General features: G+C 32.9%; 24 protein-coding genes. 15 read left to right on the top strand and 9 right to left on the bottom strand.

Annotation, left to right across the window (positions count from 1 at the left end; translation table 11 throughout):
• Positions 1-273: 273 nt before the first annotated feature.
• Together sdrE and NSS86_RS01465 are read left to right on the top strand one after the other, a co-directional pair.
• Positions 274-3,735 (top strand): MSCRAMM family adhesin SdrE, encoded by a 3,462-nt coding sequence (gene sdrE / locus NSS86_RS01460; RefSeq protein WP_000610266.1) that lies wholly within the window; start codon positions 274-276, stop codon positions 3,733-3,735.
• Between the two features lie 120 nt (positions 3,736-3,855).
• Positions 3,856-5,328 (top strand): glycosyltransferase, encoded by a 1,473-nt coding sequence (locus NSS86_RS01465; RefSeq protein ID WP_001106740.1) that lies wholly within the window; start codon positions 3,856-3,858, stop codon positions 5,326-5,328.
• A 124-nt stretch (positions 5,329-5,452) separates the two neighbouring features.
• On the opposite strand, the gene NSS86_RS01470 is transcribed toward NSS86_RS01465, so the two are convergent.
• From NSS86_RS01470 to NSS86_RS01485, 4 genes are all read right to left on the bottom strand, one after another.
• Entirely contained in the window at positions 5,453-6,943 is a 1,491-nt protein-coding gene (locus tag NSS86_RS01470) for a glycosyltransferase (RefSeq protein ID WP_001106104.1), read from the bottom strand.
• 281 nt (positions 6,944-7,224) lie between these two features.
• Positions 7,225-8,103, bottom strand: coding sequence for a GTP cyclohydrolase FolE2 (gene folE2 / locus NSS86_RS01475; protein ID WP_000134236.1), 879 nt, complete (start codon positions 8,101-8,103; stop codon positions 7,225-7,227).
• Positions 8,104-8,115: 12 nt separating this feature from the next.
• A complete protein-coding gene (gene bshB2 / locus NSS86_RS01480) occupies positions 8,116-8,781 on the bottom strand; it encodes a bacillithiol biosynthesis deacetylase BshB2 (protein WP_000129068.1) in 666 nt (221 codons plus the stop codon).
• A 13-nt stretch (positions 8,782-8,794) separates the two neighbouring features.
• Positions 8,795-9,157, bottom strand: a complete 363-nt coding sequence (locus NSS86_RS01485) for a YojF family protein (protein ID WP_001557152.1) — start codon at positions 9,155-9,157, stop codon at positions 8,795-8,797.
• A gap of 275 nt (positions 9,158-9,432) precedes the next feature.
• Between NSS86_RS01485 and nagB the strand changes: the two genes are divergently transcribed.
• The 9 genes from nagB (at position 9,433) to NSS86_RS01530 (ending at position 17,785) form a co-directional block, all read left to right on the top strand.
• Positions 9,433-10,191, top strand: a complete 759-nt coding sequence (gene nagB, locus NSS86_RS01490) for a glucosamine-6-phosphate deaminase (RefSeq protein WP_000866415.1) — start codon at positions 9,433-9,435, stop codon at positions 10,189-10,191.
• A 76-nt stretch (positions 10,192-10,267) separates the two neighbouring features.
• Positions 10,268-10,900, top strand: a complete 633-nt coding sequence (gene hxlA, locus NSS86_RS01495; protein ID WP_000422861.1) for a 3-hexulose-6-phosphate synthase — start codon at positions 10,268-10,270, stop codon at positions 10,898-10,900.
• Position 10,901: 1 nt separating this feature from the next.
• On the top strand, positions 10,902-11,450 hold the full coding sequence (gene hxlB, locus NSS86_RS01500) for a 6-phospho-3-hexuloisomerase (protein WP_001051594.1): 549 nt from the start codon (positions 10,902-10,904) through the stop codon (positions 11,448-11,450).
• A gap of 112 nt (positions 11,451-11,562) precedes the next feature.
• On the top strand, positions 11,563-12,210 hold the full coding sequence (locus tag NSS86_RS01505) for an HAD family hydrolase (protein ID WP_000667095.1): 648 nt from the start codon (positions 11,563-11,565) through the stop codon (positions 12,208-12,210).
• Between the two features lie 501 nt (positions 12,211-12,711).
• The gene (locus NSS86_RS01510) at positions 12,712-14,112 is read left to right on the top strand and encodes an MFS transporter (RefSeq protein WP_000347061.1); all 1,401 of its coding nucleotides are present in this window, start codon (positions 12,712-12,714) and stop codon (positions 14,110-14,112) included.
• A 543-nt stretch (positions 14,113-14,655) separates the two neighbouring features.
• A complete protein-coding gene (locus NSS86_RS01515) occupies positions 14,656-16,032 on the top strand; it encodes a long-chain fatty acid--CoA ligase (RefSeq protein WP_001100835.1) in 1,377 nt (458 codons plus the stop codon).
• A 1-nt stretch (position 16,033) separates the two neighbouring features.
• The gene (locus NSS86_RS01520) at positions 16,034-17,173 is read left to right on the top strand and encodes a thiolase family protein (protein WP_001070676.1); all 1,140 of its coding nucleotides are present in this window, start codon (positions 16,034-16,036) and stop codon (positions 17,171-17,173) included.
• Positions 17,148-17,513: a protein VraC gene (locus NSS86_RS01525; protein WP_001165058.1), complete on the top strand. Its 366-nt coding sequence runs from the start codon at positions 17,148-17,150 to the stop codon at positions 17,511-17,513. Before NSS86_RS01520 ends, NSS86_RS01525 begins: the two co-directional genes overlap by 26 nt.
• A 2-nt stretch (positions 17,514-17,515) precedes the next feature.
• Positions 17,516-17,785 (top strand): hypothetical protein, encoded by a 270-nt coding sequence (locus NSS86_RS01530; RefSeq protein ID WP_339302317.1) that lies wholly within the window; start codon positions 17,516-17,518, stop codon positions 17,783-17,785.
• Positions 17,786-17,985: 200 nt separating this feature from the next.
• On the opposite strand, the gene vraX is transcribed toward NSS86_RS01530, so the two are convergent.
• Together vraX and thiD are read right to left on the bottom strand one after the other, a co-directional pair.
• Positions 17,986-18,153 carry a C1q-binding complement inhibitor VraX gene (gene vraX / locus NSS86_RS01535; RefSeq protein ID WP_000587958.1) on the bottom strand — a complete coding sequence of 56 codons (168 nt, stop codon included), beginning with the start codon at positions 18,151-18,153 and terminating at the stop codon, positions 17,986-17,988.
• Between the two features lie 506 nt (positions 18,154-18,659).
• Entirely contained in the window at positions 18,660-19,490 is an 831-nt protein-coding gene (gene thiD / locus NSS86_RS01540; RefSeq protein WP_001185462.1) for a bifunctional hydroxymethylpyrimidine kinase/phosphomethylpyrimidine kinase, read from the bottom strand.
• A 183-nt stretch (positions 19,491-19,673) separates the two neighbouring features.
• On the opposite strand from thiD, the gene NSS86_RS01545 reads away from it, so the two are divergent.
• From NSS86_RS01545 to NSS86_RS01560, 4 genes are all read left to right on the top strand, one after another.
• The gene (locus tag NSS86_RS01545) at positions 19,674-20,330 is read left to right on the top strand and encodes a uracil-DNA glycosylase (protein ID WP_000455256.1); all 657 of its coding nucleotides are present in this window, start codon (positions 19,674-19,676) and stop codon (positions 20,328-20,330) included.
• Complete coding sequence (locus NSS86_RS01550) at positions 20,331-20,711, top strand: DUF5327 family protein (protein ID WP_000248117.1); 381 nt, start codon at positions 20,331-20,333, stop codon at positions 20,709-20,711.
• 132 nt (positions 20,712-20,843) lie between these two features.
• The gene (locus tag NSS86_RS01555; RefSeq protein WP_000765183.1) at positions 20,844-21,212 is read left to right on the top strand and encodes a DUF423 domain-containing protein; all 369 of its coding nucleotides are present in this window, start codon (positions 20,844-20,846) and stop codon (positions 21,210-21,212) included.
• Positions 21,213-21,332: 120 nt separating this feature from the next.
• Positions 21,333-22,817, top strand: coding sequence for an amino acid permease (locus NSS86_RS01560; protein WP_000412514.1), 1,485 nt, complete (start codon positions 21,333-21,335; stop codon positions 22,815-22,817).
• 140 nt (positions 22,818-22,957) lie between these two features.
• On the opposite strand, the gene NSS86_RS01565 is transcribed toward NSS86_RS01560, so the two are convergent.
• The 3 genes from NSS86_RS01565 to hemQ form a co-directional block, all read right to left on the bottom strand.
• A complete protein-coding gene (locus tag NSS86_RS01565; protein ID WP_000498572.1) occupies positions 22,958-23,410 on the bottom strand; it encodes a threonine/serine exporter family protein in 453 nt (150 codons plus the stop codon).
• Positions 23,411-23,422: 12 nt separating this feature from the next.
• Positions 23,423-24,187 (bottom strand): threonine/serine exporter ThrE family protein, encoded by a 765-nt coding sequence (locus NSS86_RS01570; RefSeq protein WP_000354088.1) that lies wholly within the window; start codon positions 24,185-24,187, stop codon positions 23,423-23,425.
• A 548-nt stretch (positions 24,188-24,735) separates the two neighbouring features.
• Positions 24,736-25,488, bottom strand: coding sequence for a hydrogen peroxide-dependent heme synthase (hemQ, locus tag NSS86_RS01575; protein WP_000075704.1), 753 nt, complete (start codon positions 25,486-25,488; stop codon positions 24,736-24,738).
• Positions 25,489-25,643: the final 155 nt, after the last annotated feature.

Below are 25,643 nucleotides of genomic sequence, written 5' to 3' on the forward strand. Positions count from 1 at the left end.
TAATTCATCTTTACATTAAAAGTACAAACGAATAAGAAAAGCAATTAAACACAGTATCAAACCATTTAAAACAATTGATATAAAAAACAAACGAATAATTAAAAATTACTAGAATTAATTTATTCAAACCAAAGTGTAAAATAACAGTCTTAGATAAATAAATTTATTTAAAGTATTGTGCTTTATCTAAAAATGTATTACGATGGGAATACAAATTTTTATATGTAAAAATATTAATTTTTTGCAAATATTGATATTTTAAAGGAGATTTATATGATTAACAGGGATAATAAAAAGGCAATAACAAAAAAGGGTATGATTTCAAATCGCTTAAACAAATTTTCGATTAGAAAGTATACTGTAGGAACTGCATCGATTTTAGTAGGTACGACATTGATTTTTGGTCTAGGGAACCAAGAAGCTAAAGCTGCTGAAAACACTAGTACAGAAAATGCGAAACAAGATGATGCAACGACTAGTGATAATAAAGAAGTAGTGTCGGAAACTGAAAATAATTCGACAACAGAAAATGATTCAACAAATCCAATTAAGAAAGAAACAAATACTGATTCACAACCAGAAGCTAAAGAAGAATCAACTACATCAAGTACTCAACAACAGCAAAATAACGTTACAGCTACAACTGAAACTAAGCCTCAAAACATTGAAAAAGAAAATGTTAAACCTTCAACTGATAAAACTGCGACAGAAGATACATCTGTTATTTTAGAAGAGAAGAAAGCACCAAATTATACAAATAACGATGTAACTACAAAACCATCTACAAGTGAAATTCAAACAAAACCAACTACACCTCAAGAATCTACAAATATTGAAAATTCACAACCGCAACCAACGCCTTCAAAAGTAGACAATCAAGTTACAGATGCAACTAATCCAAAAGAACCAGTAAATGTGTCAAAAGAAGAACTTAAAAATAATCCTGAGAAATTAAAAGAATTAGTTAGAAATGATAACAATACAGATCGTTCAACTAAACCAGTTGCTACAGCTCCAACAAGTGTTGCACCAAAACGATTAAATGCGAAAATGCGTTTTGCAGTTGCACAACCAGCAGCAGTTGCTTCAAATAATGTAAATGACTTAATTACAGTTACGAAACAGACGATCAAAGTTGGCGATGGTAAAGATAATGTGGCAGCAGCGCATGACGGTAAAGATATTGAATATGATACAGAGTTTACAATTGACAATAAAGTCAAAAAAGGCGATACAATGACGATTAATTATGATAAGAATGTAATTCCTTCGGATTTAACAGATAAAAATGATCCTATCGATATTACTGATCCATCAGGAGAGGTCATTGCCAAAGGAACATTTGATAAAGCGACTAAGCAAATCACATATACATTTACAGATTATGTAGATAAATATGAAGATATAAAAGCACGTTTAACTTTATACTCATATATTGATAAGCAAGCAGTACCTAATGAAACTAGTTTGAATTTAACGTTTGCAACAGCAGGTAAAGAAACTAGCCAAAACGTTTCTGTTGATTATCAAGACCCAATGGTTCATGGTGATTCAAACATTCAATCTATCTTTACAAAGTTAGATGAAAACAAACAAACTATTGAACAACAAATTTATGTTAATCCTTTGAAAAAAACAGCAACTAACACTAAAGTTGATATAGCTGGTAGTCAAGTAGATGATTATGGAAATATTAAACTAGGAAATGGTAGTACCATTATTGACCAAAATACAGAAATAAAAGTTTATAAAGTTAACCCTAATCAACAATTGCCTCAAAGTAATAGAATCTATGATTTTAGTCAATACGAAGATGTAACAAGTCAATTTGATAATAAAAAATCATTTAGTAATAATGTAGCAACATTGGATTTTGGTGATATTAATTCAGCCTATATTATCAAAGTTGTTAGTAAATATACACCTACATCAGATGGCGAACTAGATATTGCTCAAGGTACTAGTATGAGAACAACTGATAAATATGGTTATTATAATTATGCAGGATATTCAAACTTCATCGTAACTTCTAATGACACTGGCGGTGGCGACGGTACTGTTAAACCTGAAGAAAAGTTATACAAAATTGGTGACTATGTATGGGAAGACGTTGATAAAGACGGTGTCCAAGGTACAGATTCGAAAGAAAAGCCAATGGCAAACGTTTTAGTTACATTAACTTACCCGGACGGTACTACAAAATCAGTAAGAACAGATGCTAACGGTCATTATGAATTCGGTGGTTTGAAAGACGGAGAAACTTATACAGTTAAATTCGAAACGCCAGCTGGATATCTTCCAACAAAAGTAAATGGAACAACTGATGGTGAAAAAGACTCAAATGGTAGTTCTGTAACTGTTAAAATTAATGGTAAAGATGATATGTCTTTAGACACTGGTTTTTATAAAGAACCTAAATATAATCTTGGTGACTATGTATGGGAAGATACAAATAAAGATGGTATCCAAGATGCTAATGAACCTGGTATCAAAGATGTTAAGGTTACATTAAAAGATAGTACTGGAAAAGTTATTGGTACAACTACTACTGATGCCTCGGGTAAATATAAATTTACAGATTTAGATAATGGTAACTATACAGTAGAATTTGAAACACCAGCAGGTTACACGCCAACGGTTAAAAATACTACAGCTGAAGATAAAGATTCTAATGGTTTAACAACAACAGGTGTCATTAAAGATGCAGATAATATGACATTAGACAGTGGTTTCTATAAAACACCAAAATACAGTTTAGGTGATTATGTTTGGTACGACAGTAATAAAGACGGTAAACAAGATTCAACTGAAAAAGGTATCAAAGATGTTAAAGTTACTTTATTAAATGAAAAAGGCGAAGTAATTGGAACAACTAAAACAGATGAAAATGGTAAATATCGTTTCGATAATTTAGATAGCGGTAAATACAAAGTTATTTTTGAAAAGCCTGCTGGCTTAACACAAACAGTTACAAATACAACTGAAGATGATAAAGATGCCGATGGTGGCGAAGTTGACGTAACAATTACGGATCATGATGATTTCACACTTGATAACGGATACTTCGAAGAAGATACATCAGACAGTGATTCAGACTCAGACAGTGATTCAGACTCAGACAGCGACTCAGATTCAGACAGTGATTCAGACTCAGATAGCGATTCAGATTCAGACAGCGACTCAGACTCAGATAGCGACTCAGACTCAGACAGCGACTCAGACTCAGATAGCGACTCAGATTCGGACAGCGATTCAGACTCAGATAGCGACTCAGATTCAGACAGCGATTCAGACTCAGATAGCGACTCAGATTCAGACAGTGACTCAGACTCAGATAGCGACTCAGACTCAGACAGTGACTCAGACTCAGACAGCGATTCAGATTCAGATAGCGACTCAGATTCGGACAGTGATTCAGACTCAGATAGCGACTCAGATTCAGACAGCGACTCAGACTCAGATAGCGACTCAGATTCGGACAGCGACTCAGACTCAGATAGCGACTCAGACTCAGACAGTGATTCAGACTCAGATAGCGATTCGGACTCGGATGCAGGAAAACATACACCTGTTAAACCAATGAGTACTACTAAAGACCATCACAATAAAGCAAAAGCATTACCAGAAACAGGTAGTGAAAATAACGGCTCAAATAACGCAACGTTATTTGGTGGATTATTTGCAGCATTAGGTTCATTATTGTTATTCGGTCGTCGCAAAAAACAAAACAAATAATACAATATGACCCAGGTCCTTGTGGCCTGGTTTTTTTTTATGATTACACATGCAATAGATGTATTTTTCATATAAAATAAACAATAAAGATACGGAATAAAACTTATATGAGGCGATAATATGAATTACATTTTAGGAACAATTTTAGAAAGTAAAATTACAGGTGTAGAAAAAGCGCAAATAAATAGATTGAAGTTGTTCAAACAACACGGCATATCTTCAAAATGTGTATATGTTAAATGGAATCCTTATTCATACACATATGCGAAGCAACATCAGATTGAAAATGATGTATTTACAATGTATGACTATTTTCAAAAAGCAATCAATTATAAAAAGACAAAGCAAGTTAACTGGATACAGTATTGGGAAAAGTCATGTAGGTACACATTGAAATTTGTGGAAAATTCAAATGATGTCAGAATATATGATGAAGAGCAATTTGTAATGTATGCTCATTTTTTAGATAAACAGTATCATCAATTAAACTATGTGAATTATTTTGATCATAAAAGAAGAAAAGTAAAACGCGAATTGTATGATGGAAGAGGCTTTTTAAGTTGTTCTCGAATTTTAGGTGAAGGACAACGGATTGTACTCGAAAATTACTATACACCTAATGGGGAAATCGTCATCCAAAAATATTTCGACGATATAAAAGGAAAAAACACGCTCACAAAGGTTATCTTAAATGAAGACCAGCAGCAACAATTTTTTGATACAGAAGATGAATTAGTTCAATATTTTCTCCATCAATTATGTAAAAATAATGATCAAATCATATTAGATCGTCCTCATGAATTAGGAAATGTTATAGCGGGATTAAATCAAAGTATTCCAGTTGTTGTTGTGCTCCATAGTACACATTTATCCGGTACCGGTAATGGTATAAAAAGTTTTTATAAAACAGTATTTAATAATTTAACACGTTATAAAGCGATTGTTGTATCAACAGAACAGCAATGCCAAGATATTTCACAATATATTGAAAATAAAATACCAGTTATCAATATTCCGGTTGGCTACGTGGCAAATTTAAAGTATCAATTTGACATCAATCAAAAGGAGAAAAATCATATCATATCAATTGCTCGCCTCGTTGAAAATAAACAAATTAAACATCAAATTGAAGTGATCAAGCAATTAGTAACAAAACATCCCAATATTCAATTGAATATTTATGGACATGGAAATGGTTTGTCAGAATATCGACAACTTGTAGAAGATTATCATTTATCGGAACATGTTAAATTTCATGGTTTTAAGACGCATATTAATGAAGAGATTGCTAAAGCAGAACTGATGTTATCGACAAGTAAAATGGAAGGTTTTGGCTTAGCAATTTTAGAGTCGCTTTCAGTAGGTACACCAGTGATCAGTTATGATATAGATTATGGGCCATCAGAACTGATTCAAGATGGATTTAATGGCTATTTAGTACCTAAAGGTGACATCAATCAAATGGTTGAAAAGGTCGATCAATTACTAAATAATACTCAAAAATTGCAACAGTTTTCGATTAATAGCATAGAATCTGCACAACAGTACAATGCAACTACTATCAGTACAAAGTGGCAAAATATTTTAAACTAAGTCAAAAGAAAAAAGCATTTTCCTAGAATCATCTATTTAACAAACAACGTTCATACGAACTTACATGTTTAGTTAAATGACATAGGAAAACGCTTTTTTTTATAAAAATAAAGGTGAAGTACATTTATATAAGACGAACAAATTGGTCCCATTGTTTAATTAACGACGCTTTACTATATTGTTGCGCTTTTGCCAAACTACCTTTTGACAGTCGTTGTTGTACTTCAGGATGATCAATCACATATTTTACTTTATCAAATAGGGCATCTTCATCATTTTTAGTAATTAAATAACCATTGAAATCAGGCGTAATCAATTCGTTAGGTCCATATTTAATATCATAACTAATAACTGGAACACCATGTGCTAAAGATTCAAGTAGCGCTAAAGAGAAACCTTCCATGTTACTTGTTATTAAACTTAAGTAAGCATCGCTGTATTCTTGGTTTAGATTGCTTAAAAAGCCACGTAAGTAAACATGATTTTCCAATCCATATTTTTGTATCAATTCATTTAATTTTTTACTTTCAGAACCAAAACCATACATATGAAGCTCTATTTTTGGGACATACGATACTAAGCGTTTAATTAATTCAATTTGTTGATGTAATTGTTTTTCAGGTGAATAACGAGCAACGGAAATTAATTTAACACTGCGCTGATCTAATGTTTGGACTGGTGTATCAATTGTTTCACTATAGCCGACAGGAATATTAACAATTGGAATAGTATGGTTAATACGTTTTTCAACATCTAATTTTTGCTGCTCAGTAGAAACGATAATTGCACGATATCGAGATAAATTTTCAAACATCGCTTTATATACATTTTTAAATGGCGATGAATCTAATGCATCAATATTTTTAATGTGTGTACTGTGAAGCACAGCTACTACTGGGATTGACTCAGGTGTTAAGTTGAAAATAGGTGCTGTATACACATTACGGTCACTGAAAAATAAATCCCCATGTTGATATAGTTGTTTAATGAAAAATGCGCCTAATTCCGTTTCATTATTAAAGAAATATTGTTTGTTAGCATAGTAAACAATAATTTTTTGTACTTCTGGTTTGCCATCCTTGTAAGAAAAATACTTTTCTAATTTTGTGTCACCTTCTGGATTATAGAAAAATTCACATAATGTTTGTTGTTTATCAACAAGAATCCTACTACAACTTAAAAAGCCACGCACATCATAAAAATCACGTTTTACTTTTCGTCTTTGACTATCAAAATGATTCACATAATCTAATATACGATATTTAGGATCTTGAAAATGGGCATACATTAAGAAACGCTCTTGATCATATATTCTAAAGTCATGACTATTTTCAACATGTTTTAAAGTATAATGACATTCATCAGTCCAATACGACAACCAGTCAAATGGTTCATTGCGTTCTAAATATGTTGCTTCTTGGAAGAAATCATACATATTAATATAGTCAGAACTAGTAATATAATTTTGGGCATTTCTATATAAATATCTATTCCATGACAGAAATACACATTGCGCTGGTCTTCCCATTTCTTTAAATAAATTTAAACGATTAATAATTGCTTTTTCTATCCCAGTTAAATTAACACCTAAACTATTACCTACAAAATAATTCATTTACAACACCACTTATATCTATTTTTTATAATTATATCACATAATATTTAATTACTTCTTTTAACTGGATGATGTGTTTATTTATAAAACAACAAATTTTGATATTTATAATGATAGTAGTTATTCAATCAACTACGACCAATATATCATTGTAGAGCTTAGGATATTGATTTATGCCTCAGGCACATCAAATGAGAAGATTTATAAAAGAGATATACAACTCTAGAAGGTATAATAAAAACGCGCAACTAATGTTACGCGTTTGAATTAATCATATGATATTATTTGCGATACTTTAATTTAGCGAAAGCATCATGTTGATGGATAGACTCTTCATTACGACATTCGATATCGAAACCGTCTAACCAATCAAATTCAACTAAGTCCGCGGCAATTAAACGAATTAAGTCTTCGACAAAACGTGGATTTTCATATGCACGCTCTGTCACACGTTTTTCATCAGGACGTTTTAAAATAGGGTATAGAATTGAACTTGCATTAGCTTCCATTGCATCTAAAATTTTGTTTTTATAGTCATCAACTATGTTTTGATCTTTATTAATATATGTTTTAACAGTGACAACACCACGTTGGTTGTGCGCTGAATACTCACTTATTTCTTTTGAACAAGGGCATAGCGTTGTGACAGTTGCTTCAATAGTAAGTTCTTTACGTGTAACTTTATCACCGTCAATTGCTAATCCATAAGTGACATCGGCATTACCAACTGCTTTAATATTTGTGGTTGGACTATAGCGGTCAAAGAACCATTTCCCAGAAACATCAACGCCTGCCGCATTTTGTTTCATATTCGTTTGTAAAGTGCGTAACACCTGATAAAGTGTATTAAATTCAAGTTCAATACCATTATCATAGTGCTTTTCAACACTTTCAATTATACGGCTCATATTAATACCTTTTTCGTCTTTTGTTAAACTTGTTGAAAAACTAAATGTGCCAGCTGTTTGATACTGGTCAACAAGTACAGGGTACACTAAGTTTTTAATACCAACTTCTTCTATTTCAAATAAAAAATCTTTATGTGTACTTTGTAAATCTGTCATTTCGTTCTTAGTAGTAGGTTTCGTGCCTTCAATAGGATCTACGGAACCAAAGTGTTTCCAACGACCTTCTCGTGTCGATAAATCAAATTCAGTCATTTTTTTCCTCCGTTAAGATTTAAAGTGATATGTCCAATATGGTTCGACTGTTAAAAAGCTGTGTTGTTTACCATCGATTTCAGGACTTGCTAATTGTTTTAAAAATGGACCTGTTTGAGAAGCATGTGCTTCAAATGCCTTAATTTTAAGTTCTTTAAAATCTGTAATATCATTTTGAATATCAGGTTCTCCAAGAGCTTCGGTTGCATCATTACTGAACGCAACTAAAGTTAAACGAGGGCGTTCTTCTTTAGGCATGCGTTCAACCGTTCGAATTACAGCGTCTGCTGTTGCTTCGTGATCAGGATGTACTGCATATCCAGGATAAAATGAAATAATCAATGATGGATTTGTATCATCGATTAAAGATTTAATCATACCATCTATATGTTCGTAGGGTTCAAATTCGACAGTTTTGTCACGTAAACCCATTTTTCTTAAATCAGTAATACCAATAACTTTACAAGCTTCTTCTAGTTCACGCTCACGAATACTTGGTAATGATTCGCGTGTTGCAAATGGGGGATTACCTAAATTTCTGCCCATTTGTCCTAGGGTTAAACATGCATATGTTACAGGTATGCCTTTTTGGATATAACTTGCTAATGTGCCTGCAGATGAGAAGGTTTCATCATCAGGATGTGGAAATATTACTAATACATGTCTTTCGTCAGTCATGTTGATGCCTCCTCTATAAATTAAATGGTCGCTCACTAATTTGAAGTGCTGCAGCGAGTTGACCTTCGTAATTAAAACCTGCAATTAAAAATTCATCATGTTCATTGACCTCAAAATGCGTTAGACCTTGTACATAAACCCAACCACCATTTGATAGTTTAAGACCAATGCGATAAGGTTCTTTATTACCACCTTTTAGTTGTGCATGCGTATATGTTACTTGTATGTTTCTTAAAAATGTACCAGCATTAAAAACACGTTGATCGAAATGGTTCGCATAGGCCCCATTTGTCGTTTCAACATGCAGATACACAGGTTTATGTTCAAAAGAAGCAAGTAAATCTATAACTTCTTGTTCTTTAATTGGTTCCAACACGTTCACTCCTTACACTATCAATGTGTTTATCTTTCTATTTTACTAAAAACTATTCGATAATTGTATACGATTGCTCAATTATTTATAAATTAATTTTCATGAAGGGTAATTACTCAGGATTACGTAATCATACAGCATTAGTTTTTTACTTTTAAAAATCAAAAATTTGTTGGAATTTGAAAAGTGTTAAACATTAAAAATGATGCTATATTAATGGTGTATGAATGAATTCATAAGTTTTTAAAATGTATTAAATTTGTGGAGGCATGTAAACAATGAAAGTATTAAACTTAGGATCGAAAAAACAAGCATCATTCTATGTTGCATGTGAGTTATATAAAGAGATGGCATTTAATCAGCACTGTAAACTAGGTTTAGCAACTGGTGGTACAATGACAGATTTGTATGAACAACTTGTTAAGTTATTAAATAAAAATCAGTTAAACGTAGACAATGTATCCACGTTTAATTTAGACGAATATGTAGGTTTAACCGCATCACATCCGCAAAGTTATCACTATTATATGGATGACATGCTTTTCAAACAATATCCTTATTTTAATAGAAAGAACATTCATATTCCAAATGGAGATGCCGATGATATGAATGCGGAAGCGTCAAAATATAATGACGTTTTAGAACAACAAGGTCAACGTGATATTCAAATTTTAGGTATTGGTGAAAATGGTCATATTGGATTTAATGAACCTGGTACGCCGTTTGATAGCGTTACTCATATCGTTGATTTGACTGAAAGTACTATTAAGGCTAATAGTCGATATTTTAAAAACGAAGATGATGTTCCAAAGCAAGCCATTTCGATGGGACTTGCTAATATTCTTCAAGCCAAACGTATCATTTTACTCGCATTTGGTGAAAAGAAACGTGCTGCTATTACACATTTATTAAATCAGGAAATTTCTGTTGATGTTCCAGCCACATTACTTCACAAACACCCGAATGTTGAGATATATTTAGACGACGAAGCTTGCCCGAAAAATGTTGCGAAAATTCATGTCGATGAAATGGATTGATTGCAATGTTTAATTAAGAAATGCCTCGGGAAAGGTTCCAATAGAAAGATAAAAAGCATTGGAAGGATGATTTTTAGTGGAATTACAATTAGCAATTGATTTATTAAACAAAGAAGACGCGGCTGAGTTAGCAAATAAAGTAAAAGATTATGTAGATATCGTAGAAATCGGTACGCCAATCATTTACAACGAAGGTTTACCAGCAGTTAAACATATGGCAGACAACATTAGTAATGTAAAAGTATTAGCAGACATGAAAATTATGGATGCAGCTGATTATGAAGTTAGCCAAGCAATTAAATTTGGCGCGGATGTAATTACAATACTAGGTGTTGCAGAAGATGCATCAATTAAAGCAGCTATTGAAGAAGCTCATAAAAATAATAAACAATTACTAGTTGATATGATTGCTGTTCAAGATTTAGAAAAACGTGCAAAAGAACTAGATGAAATGGGTGCTGATTATATTGCAGTACACACTGGTTATGATTTACAAGCAGAAGGGCAATCACCATTAGAAAGTTTAAGAACCGTTAAATCTGTTATTAAAAATTCTAAAGTTGCAGTAGCAGGTGGAATTAAACCAGATACAATTAAAGATATTGTCGCTGAAAGTCCTGATCTTGTTATTGTTGGTGGCGGAATCGCAAATGCAGATGATCCAGTAGAAGCTGCAAAACAATGTCGCGCTGCAATCGAAGGTAAGTAATATGGCTAAATTTAGTGACTATCAATTAATTCTAGATGAATTAAAGATGACTTTGTCACATGTTGAAGCGGATGAGTTTTCAACTTTTGCATCCAAAATACTACATGCTGAACATATATTTGTAGCTGGCAAAGGACGTTCAGGATTCGTGGCGAATAGTTTTGCAATGCGCTTAAATCAGCTCGGCAAACAGGCACATGTTGTTGGAGAATCAACGACACCTGCGATTAAGTCGAATGATGTATTTGTAATTATCTCTGGTTCAGGTTCCACGGAACATTTAAGATTATTAGCAGACAAAGCAAAATCAGTAGGTGCTGACATCGTATTAATTACTACAAATAAAGATTCTGCAATAGGCAATCTAGCTGGGACGAACATCGTTTTGCCTGCAGGTACAAAATATGATGAACAAGGCTCGGCACAACCATTAGGAAGTTTGTTTGAACAAGCATCTCAATTATTTTTAGATAGTGTTGTAATGGGATTGATGACTGAAATGAATGTTACGGAACAAACGATGCAACAAAATCATGCTAATTTAGAATAAAATAAAGATAGTCGATAATATGATGCCTAGGCAGAAATATTATCGATTATTTTTTTATTTAAATAATAAATTATAGTATAATATCAATAATAAACGAATAGGGGTGTTAATATTGAAGTTTGACAATTATATTTTTGATTTTGATGGTACGTTGGCAGACACGAAAAAATGTGGTGAAGTAGCAACACAAAGTGCATTTAAAGCATGTGGCTTAACGGAACCATCATCTAAAGAAATAACGCATTATATGGGAATACCTATTGAAGAATCATTTTTAAAATTAGCAGACCGACCATTAGATGAAGCAGCATTAGCAAAGTTAATCGATACATTTAGACATACATATCAATCTATTGAAAAGGACTATATTTATGAATTTGCGGGTATAACTGAAGCCATTACAAGTTTGTATAACCAAGGGAAAAAACTTTTCGTGGTGTCTAGTAAGAAGAGTGATGTATTAGAAAGAAATTTATCGGCTATTGGATTAAATCACTTGATTACCGAAGCTGTTGGATCCGATCAAGTAAGTGCATATAAACCAAATCCTGAAGGCATACACACAATTGTGCAACGCTACAATTTAAATAGCCAACAAACGGTTTATATTGGTGATTCAACATTTGATGTTGAGATGGCGCAACATGCTGGTGTACCATCTGCAGCAGTAACATGGGGAGCACATGATGCAAGGTCATTACTTCATTCAAATCCAGATTTTATAATCAATGATCCATCAGAAATTAATACAGTATTATAAAATTTGTTAAAACAGAGAATACCATGGTTAAAATGCATATTCATAAATATTAGATTATACATAGAAATATTTCGCTTTAGATTAGGAATATAAAATAAATATTTATTAATAATCGTGTATGTTTAAAGAGTGATGTCTGATTCGTTGATCATTTATTTTTGTACAAATAAATTAAAGTAAAAACAAAGTTATTGAAGTAAATCGAATATAAACATTTTAATATGATGAGGAAAGTAGTGATAGCATATGACTTACATGAAGTTGTGTGCTATCGCTATTTTTAGTTATAATTCCAAAAAGTTAATCGTTCGATGATTTAAGAATTATTATTGTTTAATTCAAATGTATGAGGGTATAAAATCATTGAATTTAATTCGATAAAGTGAAATTTTTGAACAAACATACTTTTGTATTTATATAAAAGTTTAAATTCTTATAAATTTGACAAAACTAATTAACTCCGTATAATTATGAAACATACAAGAGGGAGTGTATGAATTCATGGATTTTAATAAAGAGAATATTAACATGGTGGATGCAAAGAAAGCTAAAAAAACCGTTGTTGCAACCGGTATCGGTAATGCAATGGAATGGTTCGATTTTGGTGTCTATGCATATACAACTGCGTACATTGGAGCGAACTTCTTCTCTCCAGTAGAGAATGCAGACATTCGACAAATGTTGACTTTCGCAGCATTAGCCATTGCGTTTTTATTAAGACCAATTGGTGGTGTGGTATTTGGTATTATTGGTGACAAATATGGACGTAAAGTTGTATTAACATCTACAATTATTTTAATGGCATTTTCAACATTAACCATTGGATTATTGCCAAGCTATGATCAAATTGGACTTTGGGCACCAATACTATTATTGCTTGCAAGAGTACTACAAGGGTTTTCAACAGGTGGAGAGTATGCGGGGGCAATGACATATGTTGCGGAGTCATCTCCAGATAAGCGTCGTAACTCATTAGGTAGTGGACTAGAAATTGGGACATTATCAGGTTACATAGCTGCTTCAATTATGATTGCAGTATTAACATTCTTTTTAACAGATGAACAAATGGCATCATTTGGTTGGAGAATCCCATTCTTACTTGGTTTATTCCTAGGATTATTCGGCTTATATTTACGTCGTAAGCTTGAAGAATCACCAGTTTTCGAAAATGATGTTGCAACACAACCAGAACGAGACAACATTAACTTTTTACAAATCATCAGATTTTATTACAAAGATATATTTGTGTGTTTTGTAGCTGTTGTATTCTTCAATGTTACGAACTATATGGTAACTGCATATTTACCAACCTATTTAGAACAAGTTATTAAATTAGATGCAACGACAACAAGTGTATTAATTACTTGTGTCATGGCAATAATGATTCCATTAGCATTAATGTTTGGTAAGTTAGCGGATAAAATAGGTGAAAAGAAAGTATTTCTAATTGGTACTGGTGGGCTAACATTATTTAGTATCATCGCATTTATGTTATTACATTCACAATCATTTGTTGTAATAGTAATCGGTATATTTATATTAGGATTTTTCTTATCAACTTACGAAGCGACAATGCCAGGGTCGTTACCAACGATGTTTTACAGTCATATAAGATATCGAACTTTATCAGTAACATTTAATATCTCTGTTTCGATATTTGGTGGTACGACGCCATTAGTTGCAACATGGTTAGTTACGAAAACTGGAGATCCATTAGCACCTGCGTATTATTTAACAGCAATCAGTGTTATTGGCTTTTTAGTTATTACATTCTTACATTTAAGTACAGCAGGAAAATCTCTAAAAGGTTCGTATCCAAATGTAGATAACGAGCAAGATAGAGCTTATTATGCAGAACACCCAAAAGAAGCATTATGGTGGGTTAAAGAACGTAAGAATTAGAGATTTTAATAAAAAGTATAAATCAATCGTATATAAGCACTTTAAAGCTAGTAGGTTCTGCTAACTTTAAAGTGCTTTTTAAATTGAGAACTGTAATTAGCCGTAATAAAGTTTTTGTATATACATAAACCCCCACTGCAATGATTATCGCAATGGGGGAAAGAGGGGACTTAAAGCATATGTTTAGCTTTGAATACTTAAAATTCTCTTGCTATTGAAATGTTAGGATGTAAATATGTCTTAGAGTATTTTGTCCAACGCAATTAATATTGAGACTCTAACCTTCAATATTATTATAGAGAACACAAACTTAAATAGATTGGGTGACTTATTTGTGTCAGTTATTGCGATTGCGATAACTTCTTTTCTCTATATACATATAGTAACGTCTTATCTAATAAAAAACATGGTACTACAGTATCAAATTTATCTAGGGCTTAAGTTTGATTTTTATAATAGGCAGGTTTACCTGATAAAAATACTTATTCATTATATAATGTTAACAAGATGTATTTTAAAGTTTACATTGAGTGAGGGATATTGATGAACGTAATTTTAGAACAGTTGAAAACACATACTCAAAATAAACCTAATGACATAGCATTACATATCGATGATGAAACAATTACATATAGTCAACTAAATGCCCGCATCACTAGCGCAGTTGAATCTTTGCAGAAATATTCACTTAACCCTGTCGTTGCTATTAATATGAAATCACCGGTGCAAAGTATTATTTGTTATTTAGCTTTGCATCGTTTACATAAAGTGCCTATGATGATGGAAGGTAAATGGCAAAGTACTATACATCGTCAATTGATTGAAAAATATGGTATTAAAGATGTAATTGGAGATACAGGTCTCATGCAGAATATAGACTCACCGATGTTTATTGATTCAACGCAATTACAGCACTACCCCAATTTATTACATATTGGTTTTACTTCAGGGACAACTGGACTGCCAAAAGCATATTATCGTGATGAAGATTCATGGTTGGCTTCTTTTGAAGTTAATGAAATGTTGATGTTAAAAAATGAAAATGCAATAGCAGCCCCTGGACCACTATCGCACTCGTTAACATTATATGCGTTATTGTTTGCTTTAAGTTCCGGTCGTACTTTTATAGGACAGACCACTTTTCATCCTGAAAAGTTACTTAATCAATGTCATAAAATATCATCATACAAAGTTGCTATGTTTCTTGTTCCAACGATGATTAAATCATTATTGTTAGTTTACAACAATGAACATACAATCCAATCATTTTTTAGCAGTGGAGATAAGCTGCATTCTTCTATTTTTAAAAAGATAAAAAATCAAGCAAATGACATAAATTTGATTGAATTTTTTGGTACATCGGAAACCAGTTTTATCAGCTATAACTTGAATCAGCAAGCACCAGTTGAATCAGTAGGTGTGCTATTTCCAAATGTGGAATTGAAAACAACGAATCACGATCACAATGGTATAGGAACTATTTGTATAAAAAGTAATATGATGTTTAGTGGCTATGTAAGTGAACAATGTATAAATAATGATGAATGGTTTGTTACTAATGATAATGGCTATGTAAAAGAGCAGTATTTATATTTAACGGGACGTCAACAGGATATGTTAATTATTGGTGGTCAAAATATATATCCAGCACATGTTGAACGCCTTTTAACGCAATCTTCGAGCATTGATGAAGCAATTATCATCGGTATTCCAAATGAGCGTTTTGGTCAAATAGGCGTATTGCTTTATTCTGGTGATGTGACACTTACACATAAAAATGTAAAACAATTTTTAAAAAAGAAAGTGAAACGCTATGAAATTCCATCGATGATTCATCATGTAGAAAAGATGTATTACACTGCAAGTGGTAAAATTGCTAGAGAAAAAATGATGTCGATGTATTTGAGAGGTGAATTATAATATGAATCAAGCAGTCATAGTTGCAGCTAAACGAACTGCATTTGGGAAATATGGTGGCACTTTAAAACATTTAGAGCCAGAACAATTGCTTAAACCTTTATTCCAACATTTTAAAGAGAAGTATCCAGAGGTAATATCTAAAATAGATGATGTAGTTTTAGGTAATGTTGTTGGGAATGGTGGCAATATTGCAAGAAAAGCATTGCTTGAAGCGGGGCTTAAAGATTCAATACCTGGCGTCACAATCGATCGGCAATGTGGGTCTGGACTTGAAAGTGTTCAATATGCATGTCGCATGATCCAAGCCGGAGCTGGCAAGGTATATATTGCAGGTGGTGTTGAAAGTACAAGTCGAGCACCTTGGAAAATCAAACGACCGCATTCTGTGTACGAAACAGCATTACCTGAGTTTTATGAGCGTGCATCATTTGCACCTGAAATGAGCGACCCATCAATGATTCAAGGTGCTGAAAATGTGGCCAAGATGTATGATGTTTCAAGAGAATTACAAGATGAATTTGCTTATCGAAGTCATCAACTGACAGCGGAAAATGTAAAGAATGGAAATATTTCTCAGGAAATATTACCTATAACCGTTAAAGGAGAAATATTCAATACTGATGAAAGTCTAAAATCACATATTCCGAAAGATAACTTTGGCCGATTTAAGCCCGTAATCAAAGGTGGGACCGTTACCGCTGCGAATAGTTGTATGAAAAATGATGGTGCAGTTTTATTGCTTATTATGGAAAAAGATATGGCATACGAATTAGGTTTCGAGCATGGTTTATTATTTAAAGATGGTGTTACGGTAGGTGTTGATTCTAATTTTCCTGGCATTGGTCCAGTACCAGCCATTTCCAACTTACTAAAAAGAAATCAATTAACGATAGAAAATATTGAAGTCATTGAAATTAACGAAGCGTTCAGTGCACAGGTAGTTGCCTGCCAACAAGCTTTAAATATTTCAAATACGCAATTAAATATATGGGGTGGTGCATTAGCATCAGGTCATCCATACGGTGCAAGCGGTGCCCAATTAGTGACTCGATTATTTTATATGTTTGACAAAGAGACTATGATTGCATCTATGGGGATAGGGGGAGGTCTAGGAAATGCAGCATTATTTACTCGATTCTAACCAGCGATTAAATGTGTCATTTTCTAAGGATAGTGTGGCTGCATATTATCAGTGTTTTAACCAACCTTATAGAAAAGAAGTACCACCATTAATGTGTGCGTCATTATGGCCAAAATTTGATTTATTTAAAAAATATGCAAATAGCGAACTGATTTTAACAAAATCAGCAATTAATCAAACTCAAAAGATAGAAGTAGACACAATATATGTAGGGCATTTAGAAGATATTGAATGCCGACAGACTCGCAATATCACACGTTATACAATGGCTTTAACATTAACTAAAAATGATCAACATGTCATAACGGTTACACAAACTTTTATTAAGGCGATGAAGTAGAGATGAAGTTTAATGAGATATGGATAAATGAATATTTGGCGCTCGTAAATGATGATAATCCAATACATAATGAGATTGTGCCAGGACAATTAGTGAGTCAAATGATGCTGATGGCTATGTCATTAGAGACAAACCAGTGTCAAATTAACTACGTTAAACCTATTTTAATAAATGAAAATATCGAATTCATTGAACAACACGAACACGAAATTATAGCAATTAATGACGATGGAGGGATTAAAATAAAAATTTCTTTGAGCACAAAAAAATAACCGATATTAGCTGCATGAACGCATATTAATTAGGAGATGAAAGGACAGCTAATATCAGTTATGTATTGTTATTATTATTGGGAACAGAGATGAATATAGGTTACGTTTCTTTCTTTGCACGGGGATGCATTAATCTAAAATAATAATAACAACTATATCAATGTTTAATAAATTCTGGATTATTGGAACGATTAGTCAATTTAACTAACTTTCATATGATCTATATCGTCTTGTAATAAAGAGAGCAATTTGAATATTTCAGTATCACTAAATGAATCGTCACATTTAATTGAAACATGCTGAAACGTTTTGGTTATAATTTCATAAACTGGTGCGCCTTCATGGTGATACTGTCGATAAATAATCATAACCTATATTACCTCCTTTGCTACTCTATGGTTATATTATAAATAACATTTTTATGTGTGACATCAACCTTAAGTATCAACTTTTTATCAGACATAGAACGTATGATTTACTAAGACTATTTATGTATAAAAGTTCTAAATAAATATATATTTATAGAGTCGCCTGGCAGTCATTTGGGAAATATAACATATATGATTAGAGAGGCATCTATCGCAAAAGAATGATAATGATAGAGGTATTGAGCATATAGATGAGTTTAAGTTCATCTTGAAAATAAAGGGTTATTTAGTCATAGATGTAGATGTATAGGAAATATTTGTATGTATTGTTCGATATGTATGAAATTTTCAATAAAAGCTAATAACGCTTATATGTAACTTTCAAATTTAAATTATATACAGAGCATGATGATTATAAAAAAATAACCACATCACATAAATTGAGTTCATACCCAATTTAAGTGGTGTGGCTAATAATGTTGATTTATAGATGAACCGCCTAATCGTTAAACCTCTGTTACTTCAACATCGATATGTTCAATACGGTTGTATGCACCGTGATCCACAGGACCAACAAAATCATTCATTTTCCAACCGTTTTTAATAGCAGAAGCGACGAAAGCTTTCGCGCTAATCACAGCTTCTTTCGGTGACTTACCGTTAGCTAAATATGCAGTTGTTGCCGCAGCAAATGTACAACCAGCACCATGGTTATAACTTTGTTGGAACATGTCTGTTGTTAGTTGATAAAATGTTTGACCATCATAGTATAAGTCATACGATTTATCTTGATCTAAAGCTTTGCCACCTTTAATGATGACATGCTGTGCGCCTTTATCAAAGATAATTGTTGCAGCCTTTTTCATATCTTCAATTGAATTTAATTTACCTAATCCTGATAATTGACCCGCTTCAAATAAGTTTGGTGTCACTACCGTTGCTTTAGGTAGTAAATATTTAATCATCGCCTCAGTATTTCCAGGATTAAGCACTTCATCTTCGCCTTTACAAACCATGACAGGATCTACTACAAAATATTGTGCATTAGATGCCTCATATACTTCTCCAGCACGTTTGATTATCTCCTCAGTACCTAACATACCTGTTTTAATAGCATCAGGTCCGATTGATAAAGCCGTTTCAAGTTGTTTTTCAAATACATCCATTGGTAATGGTGTAACATCGTGTGACCATGTATCTTTATCCATAGTAACGATGGCAGTTAAAGCGACCATGCCATACGTATCTAATTCTTGGAACGTTTTCAAATCTGCTTGCATACCTGCGCCAGCACTTGTGTCAGAACCGGCAATTGTTAAAACTTTCTTTAAAGCCATTGAGCTTCACTCCTACATAATAATATTGTATTCATCATATCATTTTTAACCTAATTGAAAAATATTAAGCATTCAATATTTGATGATTGTTGAAATGAATCATTCATACTATTGTAACTTTTGAAAATGTCATTCACTTTAGATAAGTGTGATATGTTAAAATATGTCCTGAGGTGAGATTGAATGGAATGGTCGCAAATTTTTCATGACATAACAACGAAACATGACTTTAAAGCTATGCATGATTTTTTAGAAAAAGAATATTCGACTGCAATCGTATACCCTGATAGGGAAAATATATATCAAGCGTTTGATTTAACACCGTTTGAAAATATCAAAGTTGTTATATTAGGACAAGACCCGTATCATGGTCCAAACCAAGCACATGGATTAGCATTTTCAGTGCAACCTAACGCAAAATTCCCTCCATCTTTACGTAATATGTATAAAGAATTAGCAGATGATATTGGATGCGTTAGACAAACACCGCATTTACAAGATTGGGCAAGAGAAGGCGTCTTGTTATTGAATACAGTTTTAACCGTAAGACAGGGTGAAGCAAATTCTCATCGTGATATTGGTTGGGAAACATTTACTGATGAAATTATTAAAGCAGTGTCTGATTATAAAGAACATGTTGTCTTTATTTTGTGGGGGAAACCTGCACAGCAAAAAATAAAGCTTATCGATACATCTAAACATTGTATTATAAAATCAGTGCATCCTAGTCCACTGTCTGCATATAGAGGATTCTTTGGATCAAAACCGTATTCCAAAGCGAATGCCTATTTAGAGTCAGTAGGAAAATCACCAATTAATTGGTGTGAAAGTGAGGCGTAGATGGTGAATAGAGAAACTTTAATAGCACGAATTGAGCAAGAATTAGTACAAGCAGAGCAGGCACAGCATGACCATGACTTTGAAAAACATATGTATGCCATACATATATTAACATCTTTATATGCTTCAACATCAAATACACCACATATTGGTGAACAACAAATGAATCGTCGTATTGCTAACCATAATCAAATGCCACAATCACAAATAACGCAGCCAACTCATCAAGTGACAGCTGCTGAAATTGAAGCGATGGGTGGTAAAGTAAATACGCATTCAGCACATCATCATAATAAGTCATATTCACAACCTTCAAACCAACAACAAAGATTAGCGACAGATGATGACATTGGCAATGGTGAATCCATATTTGATTTTTAAAAAGCAACAATGAAACATAATTACTTAATAGCTTGTTAAGTATGTTGGTTAATAATCAAGACGCATATACTTTTATTCGAGTGTTCGGATTTAAACATTTATTAATACTGAATTATATAAGGAGAGGTAGCAATGAAATTATTTATTATTTTAGGTGCATTAAACGCGATGATGGCTGTCGGAACAGGTGCATTTGGTGCGCATGGTTTACAAGGAAAAATAAGTGATCACTATTTATCAGTATGGGAAAAAGCAACGACGTATCAAATGTACCATGGCTTAGCATTATTAATTATAGGTGTAATTAGTGGTACAACTTCAATCAATGTTAACTGGGCTGGCTGGTTAATATTTGCTGGTATTATTTTCTTTAGTGGATCATTATATATTTTAGTATTAACTCAAATTAAAGTTTTAGGTGCGATTACGCCAATTGGTGGCGTATTGTTCATCATTGGCTGGATAATGTTAATCATTGCGACATTCAAATTTGCTGGTTAAATTTTAAAACTTTAGATTACCTATGTAACTAAACATTAAATTTTTAATAAAAATAATCAAGAAAAAGAGTTACAAACTCATCTTTTGGGTATAGAATACCTTCGAGGTGAGTTTTTATTTATGGAAAAAAAGAATAAGCAAATAGATAGAGGCGATTTAAAACAAAACCTATCTGAAAAGTTTGTATGGGCGATTGCATATGGTTCATGTATCGGATGGGGCGCATTCATCTTACCAGGAGACTGGATTAAGCAGTCAGGTCCGATTGCAGCATCAATTGGTATAGTTATTGGTGCATTATTAATGATATTAATTGCGGTTAGTTATGGCGCATTAGTAGAGAGATTTCCAGTATCAGGGGGCGCGTTTGCCTTTAGTTTCTTAAGTTTCGGCAGATATGTGAGTTTCTTCTCATCATGGTTTTTAACTTTTGGTTATGTCTGTGTCGTTGCTTTAAATGCGACCGCATTCAGTTTACTAGTTAAATTCTTATTGCCAGATGTCTTAAATAATGGGAAACTATACACCATTGCGGGCTGGGACGTTTATATTACGGAAATCATTATTGCGACCGTATTACTACTTGTATTCATGCTAGTAACGATTCGTGGCGCAAGTGTATCTGGATCATTACAATATTATTTCTGTGTGGCGATGGTAATCGTCGTATTATTGATGTTCTTTGGTTCATTCTTTGGTAATAATTTTGCACTTGAAAATTTACAACCGTTAGCTGAACCTAGCAAAGGATGGTTAGTGTCTATTGTGGTTATTGTATCCGTGGCACCATGGGCATATGTTGGATTTGATAATATTCCACAAACAGCAGAAGAGTTTAACTTTGCACCAAACAAGACATTTAAGCTTATCGTGTACAGTTTATTAGCAGCATCATTAACTTATGTTGTCATGATTTTATACACTGGTTGGTTATCAACAAGTCATCAAAGTTTAAATGGGCAGTTGTGGTTAACAGGTGCTGTTACACAAACAGCATTTGGTTATATTGGATTAGGTGTATTAGCAATTGCAATTATGATGGGTATATTTACTGGTTTAAATGGATTCTTGATGAGTTCAAGTCGCTTGTTATTTTCTATGGGACGTTCAGGTATTATGCCAACAATGTTTAGTAAATTACATAGTAAATACAAAACACCATATGTCGCAATCATATTCCTAGTAGGTGTGTCGTTAATTGCACCTTGGCTAGGAAGAACTGCATTGACTTGGATTGTAGATATGTCATCTACAGGTGTATCCATTGCCTACTTTATTACATGTTTGTCTGCAGCGAAATTATTCAGTTATAACAAACAAAGTAATACGTATGCACCGGTTTACAAAACGTTTGCTATTATCGGCTCATTTGTATCATTCATTTTCTTAGCGTTGTTATTAGTGCCAGGTTCTCCTGCAGCACTGACTGCACCATCTTATATTGCATTGCTTGGATGGTTAATCATCGGTTTAATATTCTTTGTGATTCGATATCCTAAATTGAAAAATATGGATAATGATGAATTAAGTCGCTTGATTTTAAATAGAAGTGAAAATGAAGTTGATGATATGATTGAAGAACCTGAAAAAGAAAAAACTAAATAATAAAAGAATCGCACAATATACCTTCTTCATTCGGAGGCGTATCGTGCGATTTTTTGTATTATAAATTGACATTTAAGACGAGGCAGCTGAACCTTATATATAATTGCTAAGAGTTTGGGCTGAGCCATTTCTAACAATATTTATAATCGTTTAAAAGATTTCACGAACCCAGAAACAATTAATTTGGAAATTTGGTCGGCGAATAATAAACCTAATGCGATGGCGCCTGCAATAAGTGTTACTTCTAACATGGTATTGATTGCTGTGCTGAAATTTAATAAGACTAAATTTTTTGTAGCATCGTATGCTAATCCACCTGGTACTAATGGAATGATACCCGTTACCATAAAAATGATGGCAGGTTCTTTTTGTTTACGAGCCATATAATGACTTAACAAGCCTAATGCTAAACTACCAAAGAAACTAGAGTATATAGTGTGCACATTAAAGCCGTTGAAGAATAAGGTGTAAACCATCCATCCACATGTACCAACGAAACCACATGATAGATATAATTTTCTAGGTGCATCAAAAATGACGCAGAAGAACATTGAAGCTAAAAAGCTAAAGATAAAGTTTAAGATCCAAAACATAGTCTGATACTCCTATACTAAAATTAATACGCTACCAACGCCAGCACCGATGCCAAACGCAGTAACCAATGCTTCTAATGATTTCGTTGTGAACATCAACATGTGCCCACCAAATAAATCTTGTATTGCGTTTGTTATTAATACACCAGGAACAATAGGCATGACTGCCGCAATGATAATAGTTGCCAAGTCACCTGTTGGGATAAGTGTATGTCCAATAACGGCGATAATCCCAATAACTAATGAACCAATGAATTCTGGGATAAACTGTGCATGTAACTTGCGATCTAAAATCTCAGTGACTAGGTATCCTAGACTACCTGCTAATATCGCAGTTAAAACATCAATCAATCTACCACCTTGTAAATATAAGAAACTCATTGCAATCATTGCTGCAGCAAAACCTTTAAAGGGAAGACTGCTGTCACGCTTAGCAACATATATTTTTTCAAGTTGTGTTTTTGCTTCGGCTAAAGAAATTTCATTATTTGTAATTTGACGCGAAATTTTATTAGCTTGCGAAATTTTTATTAAGTTTGTATCTCGAGAGGTAATTCTAAATATTCTAGGAAACGATTCCGAATGTAACGTAAACTGGATGACAGTGTTTGTAACAAAGCTGTTACTTTCACTGTAACCAAGTTTTTTTGCAATACGTGTCATGGTATCTTCTACACGCGTACCTTCTGCACCAGATTCTAATAGTATGCGAGCAGCAAGCATGACAACGTCTTTGATAAGTACCTCTTGTTTGTATTCTTCTGAATTTATGTCCATTTCATCACCATTGTTTATAAGAATTTAATACTCATTATAGTTTATACACTATAAAATAACCACATGAGCTTTTTGATAAGTTGTTATTGATTTTAAAAAACTAATATTTGATACTATTGTAATAATAATCATTGGAATTTTTAGTAGTTAAAATTCTCTTGAAGTATAAAAAGGGAAAATTATTGAAAAAAATTCGACAAAAATATGTTTCAAATATTTCAAATAGGTTAAAATAATATTAGTTAACCATTACAAAAATTGTATAGAGTAGCGACTGTATAATTTCTATTGAGGTTAACGTTTATATGTAGTGATAGTAGTTAAAGTTCTCCCAAGGAAGACTACTCGGGTACACTTTGCTATGAGCAAAGTGTACTTTGTTATTGATAATACATTAGCACATATATATAAGTTTAAACATACAGATTTCAACTATTTACCAAATCACGTCTTATGTATACGGGAATATACTGAAGATAAACGAAAAATTCCAAGCTTAAACCGATAAGCTTGGAATTTTTTTATTAATTTATAAACGTACCAATGTATTAAGAAATCGCAAAGAATTGATCGAATTCGTTTGTGTTAATAAGATGTCCTACAAAGAAACTACCGAATTCACCGTATCGTGCTGTTGTTTCATCAAAGCGCATTTCGTATACAATTTTTTTGAATTGTAATACGTCATCTGAGAACAATGTTACGCCCCATTCGAAATCATCAAACCCTACAGAACCAGTAATAAATTGTTTGATTTTGCCAGCATATTTTCTACCAATCATACCATGGTCATACATTAATTTTTGGCGTTCTTCCATAGTTAACATGTACCAGTTATAAGTTTCATTACGACGTTTGTTCATTGGATAGAAACAAATATAATCAGAATGTGGTAATTCTGGGTATAATCTTGCTTTGATATGAGGGTTCTCATAAGGATCTTCATCAGATTTACCAGCTAAATAATTGCTCAATTCAATGACTGATACATATGAATATGTAGGGATTAGGAAGTCAGCAATGCGCAATTTGTTAAATTCATTTTCAATATGATTTAAAGACTTCATTTCAGGACGTAAGAACCATAATAACAAATCTGCTTTTTGACCAGTTATATTATAAATAGCTTGATCACCAGATTTTGATGATCTTACAGTTGCTGTATTTTCTAAAAATGATTGAAATTCAGTGACAAGTGCATCGCGTTCGTCCTTTGGAACTATACGTAATGATGCCCAATCAACTGCATAAAATAAATGTAGACTATACCAACCATCTAATGTTTCGGCTGCTTGACTCATGTTTATCGCTCCTTTTCAAAAATCATCAGTTCTTTATAAATTTTATCATAAAGCAAAGGGGTAACGATAAAATTATGATTACAAATTGGTGACGTGGCATTATGAAATAAAATGGCGTATAATTATACCGTGAATGATTAATAAGATTTATATTA

This window comes from Staphylococcus sp. FSL W8-0056 (assembly GCF_037963075.1).
Lineage (GTDB): Bacteria > Bacillota > Bacilli > Staphylococcales > Staphylococcaceae > Staphylococcus > Staphylococcus aureus.

Bases quoted from the DNA above. Each gene is read 5' to 3' on its own strand.
- hxlB (WP_001051594.1), top strand. From the start codon at position 10,902: ATGGCTAAATTTAGTGACTATCAATTAATTCTAGATGAATTAAAGATG.
- NSS86_RS01545 (WP_000455256.1), top strand. From the start codon at position 19,674: ATGGAATGGTCGCAAATTTTTCATGACATAACAACGAAACATGACTTT.
- NSS86_RS01465 (WP_001106740.1), top strand. From the start codon at position 3,856: ATGAATTACATTTTAGGAACAATTTTAGAAAGTAAAATTACAGGTGTA.
- NSS86_RS01530 (WP_339302317.1), top strand. From the start codon at position 17,516: ATGAAGTTTAATGAGATATGGATAAATGAATATTTGGCGCTCGTAAAT.
- NSS86_RS01515 (WP_001100835.1), top strand. From the start codon at position 14,656: ATGAACGTAATTTTAGAACAGTTGAAAACACATACTCAAAATAAACCT.
- hemQ (WP_000075704.1), bottom strand. From the start codon at position 25,488: ATGAGTCAAGCAGCCGAAACATTAGATGGTTGGTATAGTCTACATTTA.
- bshB2 (WP_000129068.1), bottom strand. From the start codon at position 8,781: ATGACTGACGAAAGACATGTATTAGTAATATTTCCACATCCTGATGAT.
- nagB (WP_000866415.1), top strand. From the start codon at position 9,433: ATGAAAGTATTAAACTTAGGATCGAAAAAACAAGCATCATTCTATGTT.
- NSS86_RS01525 (WP_001165058.1), top strand. From the start codon at position 17,148: ATGCAGCATTATTTACTCGATTCTAACCAGCGATTAAATGTGTCATTT.
- NSS86_RS01520 (WP_001070676.1), top strand. From the start codon at position 16,034: ATGAATCAAGCAGTCATAGTTGCAGCTAAACGAACTGCATTTGGGAAA.
- NSS86_RS01470 (WP_001106104.1), bottom strand. From the start codon at position 6,943: ATGAATTATTTTGTAGGTAATAGTTTAGGTGTTAATTTAACTGGGATA.
- sdrE (WP_000610266.1), top strand. From the start codon at position 274: ATGATTAACAGGGATAATAAAAAGGCAATAACAAAAAAGGGTATGATT.
- NSS86_RS01565 (WP_000498572.1), bottom strand. From the start codon at position 23,410: ATGTTTTGGATCTTAAACTTTATCTTTAGCTTTTTAGCTTCAATGTTC.
- NSS86_RS01570 (WP_000354088.1), bottom strand. From the start codon at position 24,187: ATGGACATAAATTCAGAAGAATACAAACAAGAGGTACTTATCAAAGAC.
- NSS86_RS01550 (WP_000248117.1), top strand. From the start codon at position 20,331: ATGGTGAATAGAGAAACTTTAATAGCACGAATTGAGCAAGAATTAGTA.
- vraX (WP_000587958.1), bottom strand. From the start codon at position 18,153: ATGATTATTTATCGACAGTATCACCATGAAGGCGCACCAGTTTATGAA.
- thiD (WP_001185462.1), bottom strand. From the start codon at position 19,490: ATGGCTTTAAAGAAAGTTTTAACAATTGCCGGTTCTGACACAAGTGCT.
- NSS86_RS01560 (WP_000412514.1), top strand. From the start codon at position 21,333: ATGGAAAAAAAGAATAAGCAAATAGATAGAGGCGATTTAAAACAAAAC.
- folE2 (WP_000134236.1), bottom strand. From the start codon at position 8,103: ATGACTGAATTTGATTTATCGACACGAGAAGGTCGTTGGAAACACTTT.
- NSS86_RS01555 (WP_000765183.1), top strand. From the start codon at position 20,844: ATGAAATTATTTATTATTTTAGGTGCATTAAACGCGATGATGGCTGTC.
- NSS86_RS01510 (WP_000347061.1), top strand. From the start codon at position 12,712: ATGGATTTTAATAAAGAGAATATTAACATGGTGGATGCAAAGAAAGCT.